Raw genomic sequence first — 22,279 nt, forward strand, 5'->3', positions numbered from 1 at the left:
CCGGGGTGCCGTTTGCGACGCAGGGGTTTTACGCTGATCGAGGTGCTGGTGGCCGTGGCGATTACCGGACTTGTGACCGTAAGCGGGTTCAGGCTCATCGCGATGTCCATCCGCGCTCTGAACGACGTCCGGCTGGAGCAGGAGCTGATTGCCGAGGCGCAGAAGGTGCAGCTCGAATTTCTGATGAAGGAAGATATGCCCGACAGCGGAGAAAAAGACGGTGTAAAATGGACAGTGGCGACCGACTCCGTTCCCGTGGCGGGAGATGTGGAACTGACTTTTCGAAGGCTGACGGTGGAGTATAAAGGTCGGGAGATGGTTCTCTATCTGCCGGAAAACAACGCCGAAGAAAAATAAAAGGACATGCGCCTGATACGGCAAGAGGGTAAAAAAGAGGCTTAAATCACCGAACCTCTCGCCGCGTCAGGAATTTTAAGAGGGTGAGCGCTTTTGAAGGTACCGAAAAAGACGGTTATGGCCGTATTTTTGCTGTTTATTTTGTTCTGTGCCGTTCCTGATCCCGCTCAGGCCGCTCCCGCCGCCGGCGGAGGGACCAATGGAAAGAGCGCCGCGGCCGCGGAAAACGCTCAGGACGAGAAAGCCCTTGTGGAAGCCGCTCAGGCCATGCGGCGCAAGGGAATCGTGTATTTCAACTTCACGGACATCGATCTCGTGAAGTTCGTCCGTTTCATGTCGGAGATTCTGGAGAAAAATATCGTGGTTCCGCCGAACATCACCGGCAAAATCACGGTCATCTCCCCCAAACCCTCCTCCATTCAGGAGGCTCAGCAGATCATGCTGTCCGTGCTTCAGACCTACGGCTGGTCCCTGCAGGACATGGGGGCGTACTTCAAACTGGCTCAGGGCGGCGTCAGCACCTCGACCCAGGTGGGCCGGGGCAAGGGCGGACCTGGGCCCGGGGAGCAAACCGTCACCCATATCGTCCCTCTCGACTACATCACTGCGGACTACGTGATCCAGGCGCTGCAGCAGGCCTTTGGACAGAACATTATCGTCCTCCCCATCGGGAACGGCCGCGACATCATGCTGCAGGGGCGAGCCGTGGACGTCAGCAAAAGCGTCCAGATCATCCGGGACATGGACAACCCCAGAATCGCCAAAATCAGCCGGGTGTTTTCGGTGGAGCACGGAGATCCGGTGACCATCGCCAACCAGCTCAACGCCATCGCTCAGACGGGGGGACACCTTCGGGGGCTCACCGCCATTCCCGACCCCAACAGCCGGAAAATTCTCGTGGCGGCCGAACCCTCCGTTCTCGTGGGGGCGGCGCAGCTCATCCGGGAACTGGACGTCCTGCCCAGCAAAACGGGAGATTTTCATATTTACAAACTGCAGAACATCGACGCCACAGCGGCGGCCGAGCAAATCGGCAAGGTTCTGGCGGCCTCGGCCATGCTCCAGCCCAACCAGGAGGGGAAATTCCCGGCCACCGTCGTTCCCGACGTGACCACCAACAGCCTGATCTTCGCCGCAAGCCAGAGACAGTACGACGCCCTCGAAAAAATCCTCATGGAAATCGACGTCCAGCCCAAACAGGTTCTGATTCGGGGTTTCATGGCGGAGGTCAACGTCACCAATCTGGACCGGGCCGGAATCGACTGGTCCATCATGGGAGGGCAGATCTGGGACAACCTCATGCTGGGCGGCCTGGGTCAGCTGGGCGAGGGCAGCGTCCCCAGCCAGTTCACGGAGTGGTTCAACGAGCTGTCCCGCAGCGAGGAGCTGGTCGACCGCAACGGGTCCACCTACTCCGTGACCAACTACAAACCCCTCGCTTTGATCTACACCACCGTCGAGATGCTGAAAAAATACGACGCGGTGAACATTCTGTCCGTTCCGCGCCTGATGTGCACCGACAACAAGGAGAGCTCGTTTCAGGTGGGACAGGTCATCCCCGTCCTGAAGGGCTCCACGTCGGACCTTTCCAACCCCGGCGCGGTCCAGCAGAGCATGGACTACAAGGACACGGGACTGACCCTGACCGTAACCCCCCACATCCGGAGCGGCAACCTGGTGGCCCTGGACATCGAGCAGACCACGGAGGACGTGCTCACCGCCACCACCTCCGTGACCCCGGTGACGGCCAAGCGCAAGGTCAAAACCTCGGTGGTCGTGGAGGATGGCGAAACCATCGTCCTGGGCGGCATCATCAAGGAAACGGAAAAATCCCTGAAACGCCGGGTACCCGGTTTTTCCTACATTCCTCTCCTGGGCGGGCTTTTTCAAAAGACCTCCAAAGAGAAGGAAAAAATCGACTTCATCATCTTCCTGACGCCTCAGATCATTCGCAATACCGAAGAGATGCGCCAGGCCACGACCCAGACGGCCATCGAGTCCAGCGATTCGAAACGACCGGCGGCGGGTCCCATGGAGACGGAAGTGGACAGGCGTTTCTCCGAGCTTTACCAGAAAAGCATAAAGAAAAACAGAAAATGAGCGTTGCAATGAATGAACCTGCCGCCGCGACTGCCTCCGATGCCATAAACGATTCCCGGACCGCGCCGGCCACCGGCGAGAAAAGCCCCGCGCTGCCCGAGGCCAAAGAAATTGCGGAACTGCTTCCCGAAAGCATGGGGCTCGACGTTCTGCGCAGCGCCAAAATCGTGCCCCTTCGCGTGGAGGACGGCGTCCTGATCGTCGGCGCGACGTCCGTCGAGGCGTTCTCCAAAGCCCAGATGCTGGGAACGGCCATGGGTTTGCCCGTGGATCTGGAGCTGTACCCCGACCGGGACATCTCGGAGCTGCTGCGCCGGCTCTACGACATCCGAAGCGTGGCGGCGGACGAAGCGGCCAAAAATATGGAGGGCATCGAGGACATCGACGATCTGAACCGGGAGGACGTTTTGAGCGACTCCGTGGACGTCCCCGTCATCCGTCTTGTGAACGGCCTTTTTGTGGACGCCCTGAAGCAGAGGGCCACGGACATTCACGTGGAGCCCTACGAGGACGAGGTGCTGATCCGCTTCCGCATCGACGGAGTTCTCCAGGACCGTCTGCGTCTCCCAAGAACCCACCAGGCCCCCCTCACCAGCCGCATCAAGGTCATGTCGCGAATGGACATCGCCGAGCACATGGCCCCCCAGGACGGACGAATCGGCATCACTCTGGCGGACCACGCCGTGGACATCCGCGTGGGCCTCGTTCCGACCCAGTACGGAGAGCGGATAGCCATGCGTATGCTGGACAAGGGGCACGGGCTCCTGACTCTGGAGGACCTGGGCATGGAGAAGGCGGAACGGGAGGTCATGGACGGACTGATCTACCGCCCCCACGGCATGATCCTTTTCACGGGTCCCACGGGATCGGGGAAAACCACCAGCCTCTACGCCATTCTTCAGGCGCTGGCCCGACCGGAAGTCAACATCATCACGGTGGAGGACCCCGTGGAGTACGCACTTCCCGGCGTCGCCCAGATTCAGGTGAACGAGAAGGCCGGCGTGACCTTCGCTTCGGCCCTGCGCTCCATCCTGCGTCAGGACCCGGACATCGTCATGATCGGAGAAATGCGGGACTTCGAAACGGCCCACATCGGCGTACAGGCGTCCCTGACCGGACATCTGGTTCTTTCGACCCTGCACACCAACGACTCCATAGGGGCGGTCATCCGTCTGGTGGACATGGGCATCGAGCCCTACCTGGCGGCGAGCTGTATCATCGGAACCGTCGCTCAGCGCCTGGCCCGGCGTCTGTGCCCTCACTGCCGCAGAGAAACCTCCGTTCCCGCGGTCATGGCCCGGCAGGGCGTCAAAACGGCCTGGGAACCCGCGGGCTGCCCCCGGTGCAACGGAACGGGATACCACGGACGTCTGGGACTTTACGAACAGTTTGTAATCGACGAGGAAATCCAGGAGGCCATCGCCGCCGGCGCTCAGGCCTCGAAACTCCGGGAAATCGCCCGAAAGCGCAGCTTCAAGACCCTCTGGGAAATCGGGCTCGACGCCGTGGCGGCCGGAAAGACCTCTCCCGACGAGCTGATTCGAGTGGCCGGAGAGGAGTAGAATCGTGCCTTCTTTTAACTATTCAGGATACGACAGCCGGGGGAAGCAGACAAAGGGAACCCTGGAGGCCTCCTCTTCCGCTCAGGCCGTGGAGCGTCTGACGGAGCGGGGCGTGGTGGTGGTCGAAATCTCTCAGGCAGAGGAAAAAGCGGTTCGCTACGACAGAAAACGCCCTTTGTCCCTTGACGTTCACATCATGTTCTGCCGTTCTCTGGCCTCCTACCTGAAATCGGGGCTTCCTCTGGCCGACGCCCTCAAAATTCTGGGCCGTCAGAGCCGGGACAGGCGCATCGCCGCGGCGTTCGACGGCGTGCTTCGAGACGTGGTGGGAGGGAAAAAATTCCACACCGCCCTGGCGGAAAGCGGGGCCTTCCTCGAAAGCCTGTGGCGGGTGGTGGAGTCGGGGGAGCAAAGCGGCTCTCTCATCGCCGTTCTGGAGCAGTCCGCCGCCCAGTTCCGCATGGAGGCGTCCCTGAAGCGCAGGATCAAAAGCGCCATGACCTACCCCGTCGTCATGATCGTGGTGGGTGTGGGAGTCGTGGCTTTCCTCCTGACCTTCGTCGTGCCGAAACTGGCCGCGATGTTTCAGGATCTGGGGCAGACTCTGCCTCTTCCCACCCGGCTTCTGCTGGCGCTTTCGAGCTTCCTCAACAGCTTCGGACTGCCCATCCTGATCGCGATTCTCGTTTTCTGGCTGATCCAGAAACGCCGCGGCAAAAAATTCTCGCTGCCCTTCATGAAGGGAATCCGCGAACGTCTGACCCTGGCTTTGATCATGTCCCACCTGGCCACGCTTCTGAAATCCGGCATTCCCCTGGTGCAGGGGCTGCGCATGGCCTCCTCCATGGACGTCCGCCCCCAAAAATGGCTGAACATCGCCGACCTGGTCAAAGCGGGGCATCGCTTCGACAAAGCCCTGGAAAAAGAGGGCTTCGACGAAGATGTGGTCTACGTGGTTCGGGTGGGCGAAATGGGAGGAGACCTGACGGAAGCCCTCACCAACGTGGGGCAGAACAACTGGGAGATCGCCCAGGCCCAGATGGAACGTCTCGCAACTTTGATGGAACCCGCAATGGTACTGATTCTCGGTTTTGCGGTCGGTTTTATCGTTCTGGCGATACTTTTGCCGATTCTGAATCTCTCCGGCATGGTAAAGTAAATGCCGACCGGCGCAGGAAGGCCTATAATGATTCCGGGCAGGAGTTCTTTTCGTGCCCCGTACAATAATAATCCAACAGGGAGGTCTGTATGATGCAAAAAAACGTCGGTGAACGACGCGGAGTTTCCTTCGATTCCGAAAACATCAAACCCCAAAGACGCAGAAAGGCGTTCACTCTGATCGAAATCATGGTCGTGGTGGTGATTTTGGGTATTCTGGCCACGGTCGCCACCGTTCAGGTCGTAGCCCGTCTGGAAGAAGCGCGCCGCACCACGACGAAGGCCCAGATCGAGGCGTTCGTCACGGCCCTTGACATGTACCGTCTGCACAACGGCGTCTACCCCACGACCCAGCAGGGCCTCGACGCTCTGGTGAAAAAGCCCGTCACGTCCCCCATCCCCAAACGCTACCCGGAGGAACCCTACATGAAAAATATCCCCGACGACCCCTGGGGCAACCCCTACATCTACCGCTGCCCCGGCGAGCGCGGCGCCTACGACATCATCTCCACAGGGCCCGACGGCGAAGAGGGCGGCGAGGGCAGAAACGCGGACATCAACAACCACGACCCGCTGTAAAGCTGAAGTTCATCATGCGATTTTCCCGACGGCGGGGTTTCACTCTGATCGAGCTCACGATCGTGATGGTCATCATCGCTCTGGCGGCGGTCATGGTCATGCCGAAGGGGTTTCTTTCCTTCGAGTCCCCCATGCGCGGTCTGCAGCGGACGGTGATGGAGCTGTCCGACCTGGCCCTCGACGGCGTCAGCGTGCGAATGAGGCTCGATGCTTCCGAAAGAGACGAGAGAGGCCCTGTCGTTATCGAAGGCTTCATGCAGGTCGAAGATCCTTTCGACCCCACAAGGCGCACTCTGGAGTGGAAACCACTGACGACGCGCTATCCGCTGGCGGGGAACGGCTGGCGTCTGGAGCCGCCTGTCATCTATTTTTTCAGGGACGGAACCTGTACGCCGGCACGCATCATGCGGGCGGATCGGAATACCCGCCTCTCGGAGGGAGAATCCGCGCTGCTGACCGTAACGGGCTATCTCTTCGAGGAAACCGGCCGGCAGAGTCGACTGTAAATTACAGCGGATTACGTAATCCTGCACTGAAAATATGGCGCTCAAAAGATTATAATTACCGATAAAAATCTGCGCAAAAATAGCCGACCGCTATAAAAAGGAGGGTTTGTCATGGCTGTTTTATTTTCGGGCGTTACCTGATGTGAAGCGTCCAATGCACGGGTCTGCATTTACGGATCGACGGAGAAAAGCAGAACGGCCATGAGCGACACTCCAGCTTTAAATCTGGAAATTTGAATTTGGAGATTTTGACCCGATATTTTTGATCTGAAAATTTTCGTCTGAGGTTCAGGGCGTGTTCCTGTCGTCAGACGCTCTCCATTTTTCATTTTTTGTCCTCCGCTCCGCGTTCTTCATCGTTTTTTCTCCGAATCGATTCTGTCCCCTGCTCTCAAAATCGCAAAATCTGTAAAAAAATATATTGTTCAGGATTCAGGAAATCATTGGAGGTGGATGTGTTATGGATAAAATTTTGACGTCCCGTCAGGGGCCATTGGTGGCCGGCGGGGTGCTTGGCGCTTTGGCGGCTCTGCTGGTCTGGTGGGGAAACCCCGCCAACATGGGGTTCTGCGCGGCCTGTTTCACCCGCGACATCGCGGGGGCTCTGGGGCTTCACCGGGCGGGTATCGTTCAGTATCTGCGGCCTGAAATTCCCGCCGCGATTCTCGGCGCCTTCGCGTCGGCTCTGTTCTTTCGGGAGTACGCCCCCCGGGGCGGATCGTCTCCGCTGGTGCGCTTCTTCCTGGGGGTCTGCGCCATGTTCGGCGCTCTCGTTTTTCTGGGATGCCCCTGGAGGGCCTACCTTCGCGTGGCCGGCGGAGACTGGAACGCGCTTTACGGAATCGGCGGTCTGGCCGTCGGCGCGCTGATCGGCATCGCGTTTCTGTGGAACGGCTTCAGCCTGGGAGCTGCCGAACGCAATCCCAAGGCCACAGGGCTGGTCATGCCCGTCATCGCCGTCATCCTGCTGGCCCTCGTGGTCCTGAAGCCCCTTTTCGGACCGGTCGGTTCCGACGGAGCGGCAACGGGACCCATCTTCTTCTCCAAAGAGGGACCAGGGGCCGCCCACGCGCCCTTCCTGATCTCCCTGGCCGGAGGGCTCATCATCGGCTGGCTGGCCCAGCGCAGCCGCTTCTGCACCGTTGGCGCGCTTCGCGACCTCTTCATGCTGAGGGACGGCTACCTGTTCCGGGGCATCGTCTCCTTCACCGTCGCGGCCTTCGTGGTCAACTACGCCCTGGGGCAGTTTCATCCGGGTTTTGAAAAACAGCCCATCGCCCACACGCAGGAGCTTTGGAACTTCCTGGGCATGGTGCTGTCGGGGCTGGCTTTCACGCTGGCCGGCGGCTGTCCCGGTCGTCAGCTCATCATGGCGGGTGAGGGCGACGCCGACGCAGGGGTTTTCGTTCTGGGACTGCTGACGGGAGCCGCGTTCGCCCACAACTTCAGCGCCGCGTCCAGCGGAGCCGGAGTGGGCCCCTGGGGGATTCCGGTCACCATCGCCAGCCTTGTGGTCTGTCTCCTGATCGGTTTCAGCTGCACCAGGAAACAGGCCTGAGAAAAGCATTCAATCGAGTCAGGAGGAAATTAAGGATGAACGACGTCATTACCATCGACACTTCGGGGCTCTCCTGCCCTCAGCCCGTTATAGAGCTCAAAAAGGTTCTCGATAAAACGCCCTCCGGCAGGGTGGAGGTTCTCGTGGACACCGCGACTTCCCGCAACAACGTCGCCCGCTTCGCCGGGGACAAAGGCTGGAAAACCACCCTGGAGGAACGCGACGGAGGCTACAAAGTCATTCTGGAAAAATGAAGAGGATACCAACAGGCTTTTGATTTCAATCTGGTATAAGCTGGTATAAGGCACGGGGGATATTCGAACTCTGAACGTCCCCCGTTCTTATTTTTCTATTCCTTCCAGGGTAAAATCACCGTTCGTCCCAGCGACTCACTGTTGCGCAGACGGTTCAAGGCTTCGTTGATTTCGGAAAACTCGCAGGTCTGGTAAACAAAAGGTTTCAGGACGCCCTTTTCTACCAGTGCGATCGTTTCGCGCAGTTCTTTCGGAGTGCTGCCACGAATTCCGATAATTTCCTTTTCATAAAGGACTAAATCCTGATAGTTCACGCTGAATTCAGGGTCACTGTAACCTGCCGCCACCACTCTGCCGCCCCGCCGCAGAACCGCCACCGCCTCACCCACGGAAGCGGCGATTCCAATGTTGTCAAAAACGACATCACATCCGGCGCCATCGGTAAAACGCATAATTTCTTCCCTGAAATTCTGAGTTTTGGTATTGATTACACCATCCGCTCCCGCTTTTTCGGCAAGAGCCAGTTTCCGATCCTGCCGACTGGTGACAACGACTTTCGCCCCCAGATGCCGGGCGATCTGGATTCCCTGGAACCCAAGCCCGCCGACCCCAAGGATACATACGATATCTCCACGCTGAACTCTGCCCTGAGCGGTGAAGGCATGATACATGCAGGCCACCGCATCGGGGATAATCGCCGCCTGTTCACAGGGAATTTCTCTGGAGATCGGGAAAACATTGGCGGCCGGAACAACACAATATTGCGCGTGGGAACCGTCGCGTTCAAAACCGATCCGCGTTCTGTGAACACACAAATTTTCTCTGCCTTCCCGACAAAAACGACATTTGCCGCACAGCACATCAATGGCGGCCACAAAACGGTCTCCCTTTTGGAGGTTATCCACCCCGGGGCCCACCGTATGGACTTCACCGCAAAGTTCATGGCCTGGCGTGTAAGGCAGGCGCACCGTGGAAATTTTTCCCTCCATAATATGCAGGTCGGAGGCGCAAATACCACTGGCCAAAACTCTGGCAAGCACTTCTCCTTCTCCGGGTTCAGGAATTGGAAGCTCGACCAGGTTCAGTTTTTCGTGAAATCTGAAAAGACGTGTCGCTTTCATAAATTCCTCTTTCATAAAGTTCTCCGTTCAGTCTCTCAGGGCCAACACCCGCGTGGGAGAACCCTCTGCGCCGATGATCTTCAGGGGCAGGGCAATGACATCGAAGATGCTGTCCACCACTTTCCCCAGATTGGTCAGGTGTTCGATGTTCAAACAGCCGTGCTCCAGAAGAATTTTATGCACTTTGAACAAAGCGGGATTGAGCACGGGTTGCTTTGCGCCGATCTCCTGGAAGAAATCGAACCCCGCGATCTTCGTTCCGTGATCCACCAGCCACTGGGCCGCATCTTCCCCGAGGAAAGGAGAATCGTTCCAGTAGGCGTCCTGCCCGAACATTTTGTCGCTCCATCCCGTATAAAGGAACGCCATCATCCCTTTTTTTATTTTTGATGACGCATAATCCAGCATAGCGGCTGTAACGGGTTCGTTGGGTTTCACCGCGGTACAGTTGATGCAGTACCCTTTGCCCATGAAATAATCCAGCGGCAATTCATCGATGGTTTTACCGCCGGGAACGATGTGACGCGGTGCGTCCAGATGGGTTCCCGCGTGGATGCCCTGCTGATAAAAACCCACCTGGATGCCGTCCTTCGAGGCATCACTGTAGAGCCGGAATTCCACAGGAGGCAGTGTTTTCCTGTTTCCGGGAGGTACTGACATATTGGAGACGATTCCCAGCGTCAAATCGATGATTTCTCTGTACTGAACAGACATAACCCACTTCCCCCTTTTATGCTTCGGTTACTTGCGCTGAATGTACTTCTGCGTGTCGATGGACACCGCCAGCAGGATGATGATGCCCTTAATCAGATACTGAACGTAGGTATTGACCCGCAAATACACAAGACCGTAGCTGATGACCTGAAAAATCAGCACACCGATGACCACGCCGCCCACAGAGCCCACTCCGCCTCGCATGGAGACGCCCCCCACCACGCAGGAAGCGATGGCGTCCAGTTCATAGCCGGAGCCCAGAGAGTTTGCCGCACTCCCCGTGCGCGCCGCCTCCAGAGAGCCGCCGAAACCGTAAAGCAACCCCGCCGTGGTGTAGATCATCATCATCGTCAGGACGATGTTGATTCCCGAGACGCTGGCCGCCTCGCTGTTGCCGCCGATCGCGAACATGTTGCGTCCCAGTCGGGTTTTATTCCAGATGAACCATATGACCAAAGTAGTCAGAGTGGCGTAAATAACCAGATAGGGAATACCGGGGTTGCCCAGAGGAACGTAGCCCTGCGCAAAATGTTTGAATCGTTCGTCCAATCCTCCGATGGGAGAAGATTTATTCACCACGTCGAAATAGATGGACTGAATTCCGTAAAGAACCAGCTGAAAGGCCAGAGAGGCAATGAACGGAGCAACCTTCACCTTAGCCACGAAGTAACACTGCAGAACCGCGAACAACGCGCAGAGGAGCATCGCCCCCAAAATGGGAATGAAAATCGGCAGCTCCGGCATTCCGGCGAAAATTCTGCGTTCGTAGGAGACACTTTGCAAAAGGCTCGCCGTCATAATGCCCGCAAAGCCCACCGCTCTTCCCAGAGAGAGGTCGGTGCAGCCCAGCACGATGATACCCGCCACTCCCAGCGCCAGAATGACGCGGGTGGAGGCCTGGGACAAAATGAACAGGAGGTTTCTGAACGTCAGGAGTCCGGGTTCAAGCACCACCATGCCAAAAAAGATCAGCAACAAAATGATATAAATCGCGTAGGTGAGCAAAAAACTCCCATACAGGGACGCCGCAGACTTGCCTGGTTCCGTTCCGGATCTCCACACCTTCTCCGCCTCGCCTTACTTAGAGGTATTTTGCGCTCAACAACATAATTTCTTCCTGGGTCGTTTCTCCCGCATTGAGGATCCCCGCCACTCTGCCGTTGCTCATGACAAGAATGCGATCACTGACGCCTAAAAGCTCCGGCATTTCCGAAGAAATGAAAATGACACTTTTGCCTTCCCGGGCCACTGCGTCGATAATTTGGTAGATTTCGTACTTCGCCCCCACGTCGATACCCCTTGTGGGTTCGTCAAGCAAAAAAATATCCGGACCCGCCAAAAGCCAGCGGGCGATGATGACCTTTTGCTGATTTCCTCCCGAAAGAGCGCGGGCAAAGGTTTTTTGGGAGGGCGTTTTGATTCGCAGCTTTTCAATCATCGCTTTCGTATCCGCTTTGATGGCTTTATCGTTTACGACGCCCATTTTACAATAAGCCGGCAATTTCACTATGGCCGTATTGAAAGAGACGCTAAGATCCTCAAAGATCCCCGACCTCCGGCGTTCCTCCGTAATGAGGGCAAAACCGTTGACAATGGAGGTGTGAGGCACAGGAGGCGGCAATTTTCTGCCGTTTTTCTCGATCGTGCCCTCCGCAAGGCGGCGAATGCCGAAAATCGTTTCCACCGCTTCCGTACGGCGGGCGCCCATAAGTCCCGCTATCCCCAAAACCTCCCCTTCATGCAGATCGAAGGACATATCTCTGACCGTGGGCTGATAATAGCCCGTCAGACCTCGGACACTCAGCACGACCCTGTCAGAAGGCCTGTTGTGTTTGGGAGGGAAGCGATTGACGATCTCCCGCCCCACCATCAGCCGGATAATTTTATCCGTGGTCAGATCCGAAGCCGCTTGAGTGGCGATCCATTCCCCGTCCCGCATAATCGTGACGTCATGAGACACCTGGAGGATCTCTTCCATCTTATGAGAAATATAAATGACGGCGCAGCCTCGCTCCGTCAGCCCGCGTATCATTTCGAACAGATGCCGTACTTCCTTGTCCGTCAGGGAAGAGGTGGGTTCATCAAGAACCAGTACTTTGGCCTGACAGGAAATTGCCTTCGCAATTTCTACCATTTGACGCTGAGAGACTGAAAGCGTTCCTATTTTTATACGAGGGTGGATGTCGATTTTGAGCTGCTCGAAGAGGGCCTTTGTCTCATCGAACAATTTTTTTCTGTCCACAACGAAACCCCGGCAAAACAGGCGGCCAAGCCACACGTTTTCCATGACGCTCAGCTCCAGAACCTGGTTCAGCTCCTGATGGACCATGGATACGCCGTGAGTCAGCGCCTGATGCGGATTTTCAAAAGAGACGGGGCATCCTTCCAGTAAAATTTCTCCCTCGTCCCGGATATAAATCCCGAAGAGGCATTTCATAAGCGTGGATTTGCCCGCTCCGTTCTCCCCCATCAATGCGTGAACCGTTCCAGGACGCACCTGCAGCCTTGCGTTTTTCAACGCCTGAACTCCTGGAAAATATTTATAGATTCCCCTCATTTCAAGAATATAGGGCGTATCTGCCACAGGGGATCCCTCCGCTCCACCAAAACGAGAGCGCGACAAAATGTCACGCCCCCGCAGCGTTCATATCCAAAATACTTTTGTGCTTTCGCACCGAATTCGCTTACTTCAGGATTTTGCCGTAAATCTCCCGCGCAAGGCTCGTGTTGCTTTTATCGATGGGGATATAGGGGATACGGACGTCATTCATGGATCCGAAGCCCTCCTTCAGTCCGGTCAGTACATCTTTTCCTGTGGCGAGGTTGTAGCTCATCGTGTAAATACACACGCCCTCCCGACCTGCGTCCGACAGAATCGAGCCGATCAGCGTTCCGTTGTCGATGAGGGGAAGAACCTCCGGTAAAGCGTTGATCCCTACGATGCCCGATTTGATCTTTGCGCCGTTCAGAGATTCGACTGCCCCCAGCGTCATAGCGTCGCTGTTGGTGAGCACCATCTCAATCTTATCGCCGAATTTACCCACCCAGGCGTCCATGACGTCCTTTGCCTCTGCCGTGCGGAAACGGCCTGTCTGAATGTCCAGTAATTCGACGGAGGCATTCAGATTTTTGAGGGTATACTGATTTGCCTCGGTACGGGCTTCGGCATCGGGATGTCCCGGCTCTCCCTTAATAATGACGTACTGCATTTTGCCGTCGCCATTTTTGTCGAAGGCCGAGTTGGCCTTAAAAGCCTCCCACGCCATTTTAGCCTGCATTTCACCGGACTGAGCCGGCGTCGTTCCCACATAAAAACATTTGTCGTAGCTCTTCAGGTCCTTTTCGGAAGGACAGCGGTTGAAAAACACCACGGGAATCCCTGCCGCCTTGAGTTTGTCGATCATGGCCCCGGCGGATTCGGGCGCCACAGCGTTGATGGCGAGGGCATCCACACCCTGCTGAATCAGATTGTCTACCTGTTCGACCTGTTTTGCCTGGTCATTCTGGGAGTCGACCATGATCAGTTCGGCTTTACCGTCCGCGTTACTGTGTTCGATGCTGTTACGAATGTAGGAAACGTACGCATTTGAGTAATCAAAGATGAGCACACCCAAACGAGGTTTTTTTTCTGCCGCCGCCACTCCGGAAGCAAAAATCGTGAGAAGAGCCATGAAACCTGCCAACAGGATCAACGAAGATTTCTTCATCTTGTAACTCCTCCTTTGGTATTCAGGCGCCTGAGACACCGCCTGTATTTTTTTGCCCGAGAGTTCCGTCTTTTCCATAGCATACCTGCACCACAAGGTTCACCGAAATCAAACTATGAACGTCTTCCGCGCAGAAATCTCTCCATCGTTTTTTCATAATTAATGTTATTTACTTCTTCTTCTGGACGAAGGTATTATCACATATTGAGTATCACATTGCAACTTGACATAATATACATGATAATATGCTAAATCCATGTTTGAAGGCATATTTTAAAACGCTCGAAGAGGAGGAAAGGTTAATGGATAATTACTCAATTCCTGAAAAAATGAAGGCCGTCGTGCTTACCGCTCCCGGACAGTTCGAGATCCAGGAGGTGCCCGTCCCCGTTCCCGGCCCCAACGAAGTGCTTTGCCGAATCGGAGGCGTGGCAATCTGCGGCAGCGATCCGGAGATCGTTCGAGGAGACCTGGCGGGGAACTGGCCTCCGAGTTACCCCTTTATTGCCGGGCATGAGTGGGCAGGGCGCGTGATAGCCCTGGGCCCCCAAGTTTCTGCCTTCAAAATCGGCGATCGTGTGGCCGGTGAAGCGCATAAAGGCTGCGGATTCTGCAAAAACTGTCTGGCGGGGCGTTACACGCTCTGCTACAACTATGGAAATACCGCAGCGGGGCATCGCCACTATGGTTTCAAAGTCAACGGAGCCTACGCTCAGTACGCCGTCTATCACATTCAGAGCCTCACTCCACTTCCCGATAACGTCTCCTGGCAGGAGGGGGCCATGTGCGACACCGCGGGAGTGGCGCTCCATGGACTGGAACTTTCGGGAATCACTCCCGGAGGAACCGTGGCTGTCATCGGCCCCGGACCCATCGGTATGATGGCCATGAAGCTCGCCCGGGCCATGGGAGCGGCGCGTCTCATCGTCGTAGGGCGCGGGTCGAGGCTTAAAACGGCTCAGAGCTATGGCTGCGACGACGCCGTAGATTTCACCACCTGCGATCCCGTCTCCAAAGTGAGAGAGCTGACCGGAGAATTGGGAGTCGACGAATGTTTCGAATGTTCCGGAGCCCCGGGGACCTTTGTCCAGGCCGTGCGTATGGTGCATAAAGGGGGTGTCGTCACGCTTTTGGGCGTCGCTACCGATGACGTCATGGAACCGCTGCCTTTCAAGTACGTCACTCACAACGAGATCACCATCCACGGGTCTCGGGCCAATCCCAACGTCAGCGGCAAAGTCCTCTCCCTGATCTCACGGGGCAATATCGTCGTCCGGGACATGGTGACTCACACCTATCCTCTGGAAAAATTCGCGGAGGGACTGGAAACCTTCGTCAAACGCAAAGACAACGTCATGAAGGTTGTCTTCCTGCCCAATGGAGAAAACGCCTGAATGGATCCTCGTCCCGCTCACGCGAACCGGTGACGGAGGACAGCCTGAAATACAAATGACAAAGTCCGTGAGCGGGAAAACCGTTTATAATGAATACTGTTCGTTGAACAGAAGGAAAATCCCGCTGAAAGGAGGAAAAGGCGACGAACAGCAAACTGCCCAGGCTGCCCATTGGCATCCAGACGTTCGAGATTATTCGAAACGAAGGATATCTTTACGTGGACAAGACAAAATATCTCGTGGATCTTATCGATAACGGCAGAGCCTATTTTTTGTCTCGGCCCCGACGCTTCGGCAAGTCTCTGACCATATCCACCTTTGATGCGCTTTTTTCAGGCAAAAAGGAACTGTTCCGGGGCCTTTACGCTGAAGAATTCATGAATCGCCCCGATTACAGAGCATATCCCGTCGTACGGCTGGACATGAGCGACCTGACAGCGAACATGGGACCTGACCTTCTTCGTTCATCCATGTTGGCCAGAGTCAAAGAAAATGCCGAACGGCTCGGCGTGGAAGTCAAAGATGCCGCGCCCGGGGATGCCTTTTCCGGGTTTTTGAAACGTACGGCCCAAAAATACGACTCACCGGTCGTCCTTCTGATTGACGAATACGACAGCCCCGTCCTGCAACATGTTTTCAATCTTCCGGCAGCCGAAGCAATACGGGAAATTCTGAAGGATTTCTATATACGGATTAAATCCGCCGATGAACACCTGCGTTTTATTTTTATGACAGGAATGAGCAAGTTTTCGAGGATGGGAGTTTTTTCTGCGCTGAACAATCTTGAGGACATTTCGATGGATACGGCTTTTGCGGGGATGTTGGGTTACACTGAAGAAGAACTCGTGAGCAACTTTGGAGTATATCTGGATAAAATATCTGTCGACGCAAAAACAAGCAAAGAAGGACTCTTCACTCAGATCAGAGACTATTATGATGGATTTTCGTTCGATGGAGAAACTCGTCTCTATAACCCGTTTTCTGTACTGAACTTTTTTAAAAAGAAAACATTCTTCAATTTTTGGTTTGAGTCCGGAACGCCATCATTCCTGGCCGATTACGTCAAACGGAATGATCTGGAAGTGGAAATTTTCAGGGGTTTTCCGACGGACGACGAATTTACTTTGACTGCGGAAATAGAGCAGGCTCCTCCGGAAAGTTTCCTGTTTCAGAGTGGATACCTGTCCGTCCGCGAAAAAAACGGAAGAAAATTGCTTCTGGACTATCCAAATATGGAGGTCCTTTCCTCCGTAGCACGACTTTTTTTGCGCGAAAAACTGGAAATATCCAATGCCGGATTCGCGACGGTTGAGCTGGAAGACGCTCTGACACGAAAAGACGCTGAAAGTCTCGTAAAAACATACAACATCCTGCTGACAAGCCTTCCCTATGATCTGTACGAGCAGGAAAATCGAAAATACGAGATCGAAAGGGTCAAAAAAGGAACTGTTTCACAGTATGCGGAAAGTTTTTATCACGCTTTGCTCTTTACGATGCTCTGGTCGTCCCGTATCCATACCACGGCGGAAAATCACAGCTATAAGGGCAGAAGTGATATAGAAGCCGAAAAGAACGGGCATCGTTATATCATAGAATTAAAAATCGCCGAAGGAAAAGAAGCCTCCGAAAAAGCCGCCGAAGCGGCTATAAGACAAATCCATGAAAAAGGTTACGCGGATAAATACGCCGGGCAGGACGTCACGCTCATTGGCCTGGGTATAGACAGACAGGCGAGACGAGCAGCAAAAGCCAGAATAGAACACCTGTAGACCTGCAACGATACTTTTTGCATGAAATTGGAGGAAATATATACCCTTGATATTCACCTAAAGATAGTTCATACCAATTTGAAATAAAAGGCCTGATGAAGAAACTAAGCGACTCACACGGCTCATACTTTACCGGTTCGCTGCTTATAAAGTTAGAATAGCTGGAAGCAATGACATTCAAACATCAGCTTCTTCATTGATACTCGATCAAAAATATTCGATGGAAAGCAAACCGCCATGAATCCTCGGGGTATCTGACCTCTGAAAGCGGAATGCCATTAGACACCATAAATTATTATTTCGACTGGCGGATGATTATTTTGCAAAGTCGATAATCACCTGTTTAGCGTGATTGATATGATTTCTCATGGCATTTTCCGCTTTCACCCCATTGCCTTCCAATATCGCCTGATATATTTCTTCATGTTGCGTTTGAGCCAAACCAATATCCGCTATAATTGCTCGACGCACGTATTGACTGTAAACAAGCTGGGAATGTAATCTCTGATGCGAATTTCTGAGGTAACGATTACCTGAATTATCGGCAATGAGCGAATGAAATTGAGCATTCGACTTTCTTGCGAGTTCGTAGTTTTTCTGTTCGACGGCCGCACGTCCTATCTGAACAACTTCTTTCAGTTGCTGCAACACGTTTTGATCGACATATTCCGCGATAAGCCGCGCGGAAAGTCCTTCAATATACTCCCGCACCAAATACAGATCCATCACATCCTGAAAATTGATCGTCCGAACTCTGATGCCTTTATGAGGAACGAGTTCCGCAAGCTCATCATTCAACAGGCGGCGCAAAGCTTCACGGACTGTTGTGCGGCTAACTTTGAACTCTTCGATCATCTCTGATTCAACAAGATGATTACCTGCAAGGTATTCACCCTTTAAGATCCGGTCCTTCATCGCCTGATAAACATAGTCCACTTTTAAAGTATTGATGTTATCAACTCCAAAAGATTTTTTCACTGAGGAGTCATTATAATAACTGGTCGTAAATAAAGTCAAGGCAAACAATTCTTTCGTACAGCAATTTATAGAAATATTGACAATGAAACTAATTATATTACAATTTTGTCATACAATCAGAGGGAGGGATTTTTCTTGAAAGGCAATCCACGTACAAATATGCGAAAAATGTTCGAAAAGAAACTTGGCTGGCCTTATTTAATGCCGGGAGTTTACGACGCCTGCACAGCTCTTTTAGCAGAATCTGCCGGATTTCAAATTACGTCTGTTTCCGGCTTTTGTTTGTCTTATACAAAACTTGGCAAGGCAGATGTTGGGCTGGTGACACTCAAAGAGTTGAGTGAAACTGTCTCCAACATCGCAAAAGTTAGTCAAACGCCAATTTTAGTCGATGCTGACACCGGCTTTGGCAATGCGATAGGCGTGATGCGTACCGTTGAAGAATTGATTGACTCAGGTGCTGCAGCTCTGTTCATCGAAGACCAGGTCGCGCCCAAAAAATGTGGCCATATGTCTGGAAAAATGGTAGTGTCGAGCGAAGAATTCGAGGGCAAAATGCGTGCCGCGGATAAAGTTCGCCGGGAATTGGCTCCTGATTTACTGTTGGTAGCACGCAGCGATGCCAAAGGAGCAGTGGGTGGTTCAATAAAAGATCTGATCGAGCGTGGAAAGCGCTATCGCGACGCCGGTGCGGATATATTTTTCGCCGAAGCGCTCACTTCCGCCGACGAAATCGAACAATGCGGGCGCGAAGTCGGCCTGCCACTGTTATACAATATGGCAGGTATTTCGCCTCGATTGCCTCTCAAAGAACTGGCTGACTACGGTGTATTTTTAGTCGCTCTGCCGGCATTGGTTATGCAGGCCTCCATTCGCGGCGTTATGGCTCTACTGCAGGGTATTCGGGAAAAAGGTGAACAATATATCGTTCAATTCGAAAAAGAATTGAAAGGTCATCCTGTCGATAATATTCAGCAATTTGTAGGATTTTCCGACATCCGTAAACTTGAGGAAGAATTTCTGCCTTCCGCTGAACTGCTAGCCCGTTATGAATCCAGCACATCAGGCTACAATCTGGGCGCAAAAAAGGAGTGATGCGCCGTGGGAATGAACATCGCGGAAAAAATCCTCGCTCGTAATTCCGGCAGAAAAACAGTGCGTCCCGGCGATGTCGTCGTTGTAAATGTAGAATCTGCCGTGGTTTTGGACATGAATTTTCTGATCAGGGGCGCGTTTGATACCTGGCCCGTCAGGCTGTTTGATAACGACAGAGTGATTGTCATCAACGATCACATATCTCCTCCGAAAGATATTCCCACTGCCGAAAGCGTTCGAAAAAGTCGCCAGTTCGCTCAAAAATATGGTATACGTCGATTTCATGACGTGGGCGCGAACCAGGGCATTGTCCATCAGGTAATTGCGGACGCGGGATATGCCCTGCCGGGAAGAGTGCTGGTCTGCAACGATTCCCATACCTGCAGCAGCGGTGCATTCAACAATTGTGCAAGAGGAATTGGCCTCGCTGACCTGCTTTATGTCCTCTGTAAAGGAGAAACATGGTTCAAAGTAGGCGAAACCATTCGCTACGATTTTACAGGAACTCTGCCGCAATATGTTTCGGCGAAAGACGTTTTTCTCCATATCGCCGGCAAATACGGTGCACATGTGGGTCAGAACATAGAATTTGCCGGTCCTGCGGCGGATTCTTTCAGCCTAGACGCACGCAAAACTCTGTCCGCCATGTCCGCTGAACTCAGTGCGGAATTTGCGATCTGGCTCCCCAATGAAGAATTGGACCGACACATGCGTACGCGAACAAATCGCCCTTACGAACTGACGTTTCCGGACAACGACGCTGAGTATCTGGAAGTACGCAAAATAAATCTGAGTGAAATAGTTCCTTATGTGGCGCTTCCGGACAGCGTCCCCAATAACACCGTTCCTGTGGCTCAGCTTGAGAAAGATAAAATATGTGTGAATCAGTGTCACGTAGGATCCTGCGCTAACGGAACCATAGAAGACATACATGCAGTTGCCCAGATTCTGAAAGGAAAGAAGATAGCTCCCCATGTGAGATTTATCGTAACTCCCGCCTCCCAGGAGGTTTACAGAGAATCATCGAAAAACGGAGATATCAACATTTTAATTGAGGCAGGGTGCCTCCTTACGCCCCCAGCCTGTGGCGTGTGCGGGGGGCTCGACTTCGGCGTGCTGGCAGGAGATGAAGTCTGCCTGACGGCCAGCCCCAGAAATTTTAAAGGCAGGATGGGAAGCGCCGACGCCAAAATCTACCTCGGCTCGCCCGCTGTTGTTGCCGCATCCGCTGTTGCCGGGTATATTACAACCCCACGGAGGTGATGTCATGATTATTAAGGGAAAAGTTTGGAAATTCGGCGACAATATCAATACAGATCTTATTTTACCCACTCAGGCAGTCGCGATGTCCCCCAAAGAGCGCGCTCAATACGTCTTCAGCGCCAACCGCCCGGGATGGGCACAACAGGTTTCCAGCGGCGATATTGTGATTGCAGGCACCAACTTCGGCACAGGTTCCAGTCGCCCCGCGGCTTTAACAATGAAAGACCTCGGCCTCGGCTGCCTTTTAGCAGAAAATATCAACGGATTGTTCTTTCGCAGCTGTGTAAACGAATCATTTCCAGCTTTGGAAGTAAAAGGAGTCTGCAATTGTTTTGAGGAAGGAGACATCGCTGAGGTGGACTTCACTTCCGGGAAAATTGTCAACATGAGAACCAGTCAGGAGATTCAGGGCGATGCCTGGCCCGATCAATTGCTCGCGATTTATAACGCAGGCGGCATCATCCCTTTGTTAAAATCTCAGGATCTTTTGGAAGAGCAGAGTTGCTGAGGAGGGAACTATGAGTATACATATTTTGATTTTAGCGGCAATTATCATCGCAATCACGTTAGGATATGTGACCAGGATCAATATCGGGCTCTATGCCATCGCTTTCGCCTATCTTACAGGAGTCTGTGTTCTTGGGTTGCGCGTAAACGCAATTATTGCAATGTGGCCCGTCCGTCTTTTCTTTATTCTGTTTTCCATCAGCATGTTCTATGGCTTCGCCACCATCAACGGTACCCTTGAAAATCTGGCGCTAAAAACGATATTTGCTTGCAGGAAAGTTCAGTTTTTGCTGCCAGCAGCCATATTCGTAATTTCCCTCGTACTCTCGGCCATTGGAGCTGGCGCGTACGCCGTCATCGCGCTGATGGCTCCTCTTACCATGGCTATCTGTAAACATACGGAAATGAGCAGACTGTTGGGCTCAATCGCCGTTTGCTGCGGTTCGGTTGCAGGGGCGACTCTTCCCATTAGTGTCACCGGTCTGGTAGCCAAAGGACTGATCGAACGGGCCGGATACCCGGAACAGGCGGATGCATATGTCATGAAACTCTTTCTCCAGGTGTTTTTGGCCCAAACATTGATTTTTGTGCTGGGTTACTTTGGCCTAAGAGGCTTCAAAATAAAGCCTACGCAATTGGAAACACCTCCCTCACTGAATAATCAGCAAAAAAATAATCTGATCCTGTTGGGAATTGTCGTGTTGTTGATTGTAGTCCCCCCGTTGACAAATCTGATAGTTCCAGGAATACCTCTTATTAAAATGTTTATAGCCAGTACAGATATAACGATGTTGGCTATATTGGGCTCCATCGCCGCTATTCTGCTCAAAATTGGAGACGAAAGAAAAGTTATCGCAAAAGTTCCCTGGAATACCATTATTCTTTTGTGTGGAATGGGAATGTTAATTGAAATTGCGGTTAAAGCCGGCACGATAAACATTTTGGCCACATTTATCGGCAACAATGTTTCCTATTCAATGGCGCCTGTTGTCATTATTCTGGTAGCTGCGTTTATGAGTTTCTTTTCAAGTTCTACAGGCGTGGTCATGCCGACGCTTTATCCTGTCATTCCGGGTATCGCAGCGGCAGTTTCCAGAGATCCGGCCTTTTTGTTCGCAGCTGTCACAATCGGCGCCAGCTGCACCGGCTTCTCACCTTTTTCTTCCGGTGGCGGCCTGCTTTTGTCTGGCGTAGAGGAAGAAAAACATCGTGACGAACTATTCTCCCAATTACTGGTGTTGCCTTTTGTTTTTACCGGTTATGTCATCATACTGACGATGGTCGGAGTTTTACGCTGATTTGTTCGAGTATAAATTCATAGAACTGGGCAGACAAAAAATCTCATGGTTTCCGGTGATATTGGCTGTTATTCTCTGGCTTTTGACGAACCCTATAATGCCATGGATTTAAGTGTGTATGGGAACCAGCATCAGTTTCGGATATCCGACGGACGACCTGAGTCTGCGCCGGATATCCGAAATAAACTATTTCTCTTCCCGGATCAGCTTGCCGGGGTTCATGATCTCCAGAGGATCGAAGGCCAGCTTGATCGCCCGGTGTATTCCCGCTTCCTCGGGGGTCTTGGACGCCAGCAGCGCGGGCAGCTTCAGATATCCCACTCCGTGCTCTCCGCTGCCCATCCCTCCCAGTTTCACCG

At 53.4% G+C, this 22,279-nt stretch carries 21 protein-coding genes; 14 read left to right on the forward strand and 7 right to left on the reverse strand.

Translation table 11 applies throughout. The features are described from left to right. The first annotated feature begins 12 nt into the window (after nt 1-12). The 8 genes from LBR61_11965 (at nt 13) to LBR61_12000 (ending at nt 8,074) form a co-directional block, all read left to right on the forward strand. On the forward strand, nt 13-357 hold the full coding sequence (locus LBR61_11965; protein MDR1732797.1) for a type II secretion system GspH family protein: 345 nt from the start codon (nt 13-15) through the stop codon (nt 355-357). A 93-nt stretch (nt 358-450) separates the two neighbouring features. Further along, nucleotides 451-2,457, forward strand: a complete 2,007-nt coding sequence (gene gspD / locus LBR61_11970; protein MDR1732798.1) for a type II secretion system secretin GspD — start codon at nt 451-453, stop codon at nt 2,455-2,457. Continuing rightward, nucleotides 2,454-4,019, forward strand: a complete 1,566-nt coding sequence (locus tag LBR61_11975; protein MDR1732799.1) for a GspE/PulE family protein — start codon at nt 2,454-2,456, stop codon at nt 4,017-4,019. The genes gspD and LBR61_11975 overlap by 4 nt, the downstream gene beginning before the upstream one ends. A gap of 4 nt (nt 4,020-4,023) precedes the next feature. Continuing rightward, entirely contained in the window at nt 4,024-5,178 is a 1,155-nt protein-coding gene (locus tag LBR61_11980) for a type II secretion system F family protein (protein MDR1732800.1), read from the forward strand. 92 nt (nt 5,179-5,270) lie between these two features. Then, nucleotides 5,271-5,756 (forward strand): type II secretion system major pseudopilin GspG, encoded by a 486-nt coding sequence (gene gspG / locus LBR61_11985; protein ID MDR1732801.1) that lies wholly within the window; start codon nt 5,271-5,273, stop codon nt 5,754-5,756. A gap of 14 nt (nt 5,757-5,770) precedes the next feature. Continuing rightward, nucleotides 5,771-6,262 carry a type II secretion system GspH family protein gene (locus tag LBR61_11990; protein ID MDR1732802.1) on the forward strand — a complete coding sequence of 164 codons (492 nt, stop codon included), beginning with the start codon at nt 5,771-5,773 and terminating at the stop codon, nt 6,260-6,262. A 460-nt stretch (nt 6,263-6,722) separates the two neighbouring features. Further along, nucleotides 6,723-7,820, forward strand: coding sequence for a YedE-related selenium metabolism membrane protein (locus tag LBR61_11995; GenBank protein ID MDR1732803.1), 1,098 nt, complete (start codon nt 6,723-6,725; stop codon nt 7,818-7,820). Nucleotides 7,821-7,855: 35 nt separating this feature from the next. Further along, nucleotides 7,856-8,074, forward strand: coding sequence for a sulfurtransferase TusA family protein (locus tag LBR61_12000; protein MDR1732804.1), 219 nt, complete (start codon nt 7,856-7,858; stop codon nt 8,072-8,074). A gap of 95 nt (nt 8,075-8,169) precedes the next feature. Here LBR61_12000 and LBR61_12005 read toward each other — a convergent pair whose 3' ends face one another. From LBR61_12005 to LBR61_12025, 5 genes are all read right to left on the reverse strand, one after another. Further along, nucleotides 8,170-9,195 (reverse strand): zinc-binding dehydrogenase, encoded by a 1,026-nt coding sequence (locus LBR61_12005; protein MDR1732805.1) that lies wholly within the window; start codon nt 9,193-9,195, stop codon nt 8,170-8,172. Between the two features lie 27 nt (nt 9,196-9,222). Beyond that, entirely contained in the window at nt 9,223-9,909 is a 687-nt protein-coding gene (locus LBR61_12010) for a cyclase family protein (protein ID MDR1732806.1), read from the reverse strand. A gap of 27 nt (nt 9,910-9,936) precedes the next feature. Continuing rightward, entirely contained in the window at nt 9,937-10,971 is a 1,035-nt protein-coding gene (gene mglC, locus LBR61_12015) for a galactose/methyl galactoside ABC transporter permease MglC (GenBank protein MDR1732807.1), read from the reverse strand. A gap of 19 nt (nt 10,972-10,990) precedes the next feature. Continuing rightward, the gene (locus LBR61_12020; protein ID MDR1732808.1) at nt 10,991-12,427 is read right to left on the reverse strand and encodes an ATP-binding cassette domain-containing protein; all 1,437 of its coding nucleotides are present in this window, start codon (nt 12,425-12,427) and stop codon (nt 10,991-10,993) included. A gap of 166 nt (nt 12,428-12,593) precedes the next feature. Then, entirely contained in the window at nt 12,594-13,616 is a 1,023-nt protein-coding gene (locus tag LBR61_12025; GenBank protein ID MDR1732809.1) for a galactose ABC transporter substrate-binding protein, read from the reverse strand. A gap of 302 nt (nt 13,617-13,918) precedes the next feature. Between LBR61_12025 and LBR61_12030 the strand changes: the two genes are divergently transcribed. Together LBR61_12030 and LBR61_12035 are read left to right on the forward strand one after the other, a co-directional pair. After that, on the forward strand, nt 13,919-15,010 hold the full coding sequence (locus LBR61_12030; GenBank protein ID MDR1732810.1) for an alcohol dehydrogenase catalytic domain-containing protein: 1,092 nt from the start codon (nt 13,919-13,921) through the stop codon (nt 15,008-15,010). Nucleotides 15,011-15,186: 176 nt separating this feature from the next. Next, entirely contained in the window at nt 15,187-16,779 is a 1,593-nt protein-coding gene (locus LBR61_12035) for an ATP-binding protein (GenBank protein ID MDR1732811.1), read from the forward strand. A gap of 315 nt (nt 16,780-17,094) precedes the next feature. On the opposite strand, the gene LBR61_12040 is transcribed toward LBR61_12035, so the two are convergent. Continuing rightward, on the reverse strand, nt 17,095-17,757 hold the full coding sequence (locus tag LBR61_12040) for a GntR family transcriptional regulator (protein MDR1732812.1): 663 nt from the start codon (nt 17,755-17,757) through the stop codon (nt 17,095-17,097). 135 nt (nt 17,758-17,892) lie between these two features. Here LBR61_12040 and LBR61_12045 point away from each other — a divergent pair, with 135 nt between their 5' ends. Genes LBR61_12045 through LBR61_12060 form a run of 4 tightly spaced genes read left to right on the forward strand, consistent with a single transcriptional unit; the run spans nt 17,893 to nt 21,920 of the window. Next, nucleotides 17,893-18,852 (forward strand): isocitrate lyase/PEP mutase family protein, encoded by a 960-nt coding sequence (locus LBR61_12045; protein MDR1732813.1) that lies wholly within the window; start codon nt 17,893-17,895, stop codon nt 18,850-18,852. A gap of 12 nt (nt 18,853-18,864) precedes the next feature. Beyond that, complete coding sequence (locus LBR61_12050; GenBank protein MDR1732814.1) at nt 18,865-20,115, forward strand: 3-isopropylmalate dehydratase large subunit; 1,251 nt, start codon at nt 18,865-18,867, stop codon at nt 20,113-20,115. Nucleotides 20,116-20,119: 4 nt separating this feature from the next. Further along, the gene (gene leuD / locus LBR61_12055) at nt 20,120-20,623 is read left to right on the forward strand and encodes a 3-isopropylmalate dehydratase small subunit (protein ID MDR1732815.1); all 504 of its coding nucleotides are present in this window, start codon (nt 20,120-20,122) and stop codon (nt 20,621-20,623) included. A 10-nt stretch (nt 20,624-20,633) separates the two neighbouring features. Beyond that, on the forward strand, nt 20,634-21,920 hold the full coding sequence (locus tag LBR61_12060; GenBank protein MDR1732816.1) for an SLC13 family permease: 1,287 nt from the start codon (nt 20,634-20,636) through the stop codon (nt 21,918-21,920). Between the two features lie 186 nt (nt 21,921-22,106). Here LBR61_12060 and LBR61_12065 read toward each other — a convergent pair whose 3' ends face one another. Continuing rightward, a complete protein-coding gene (locus tag LBR61_12065) occupies nt 22,107-22,262 on the reverse strand; it encodes a hypothetical protein (protein ID MDR1732817.1) in 156 nt (51 codons plus the stop codon). Nucleotides 22,263-22,279: the final 17 nt, after the last annotated feature.

It is taken from the genome of Synergistaceae bacterium, assembly GCA_031272035.1.
Taxonomy (GTDB): Bacteria; Synergistota; Synergistia; order Synergistales; family Aminobacteriaceae; genus JAISSA01.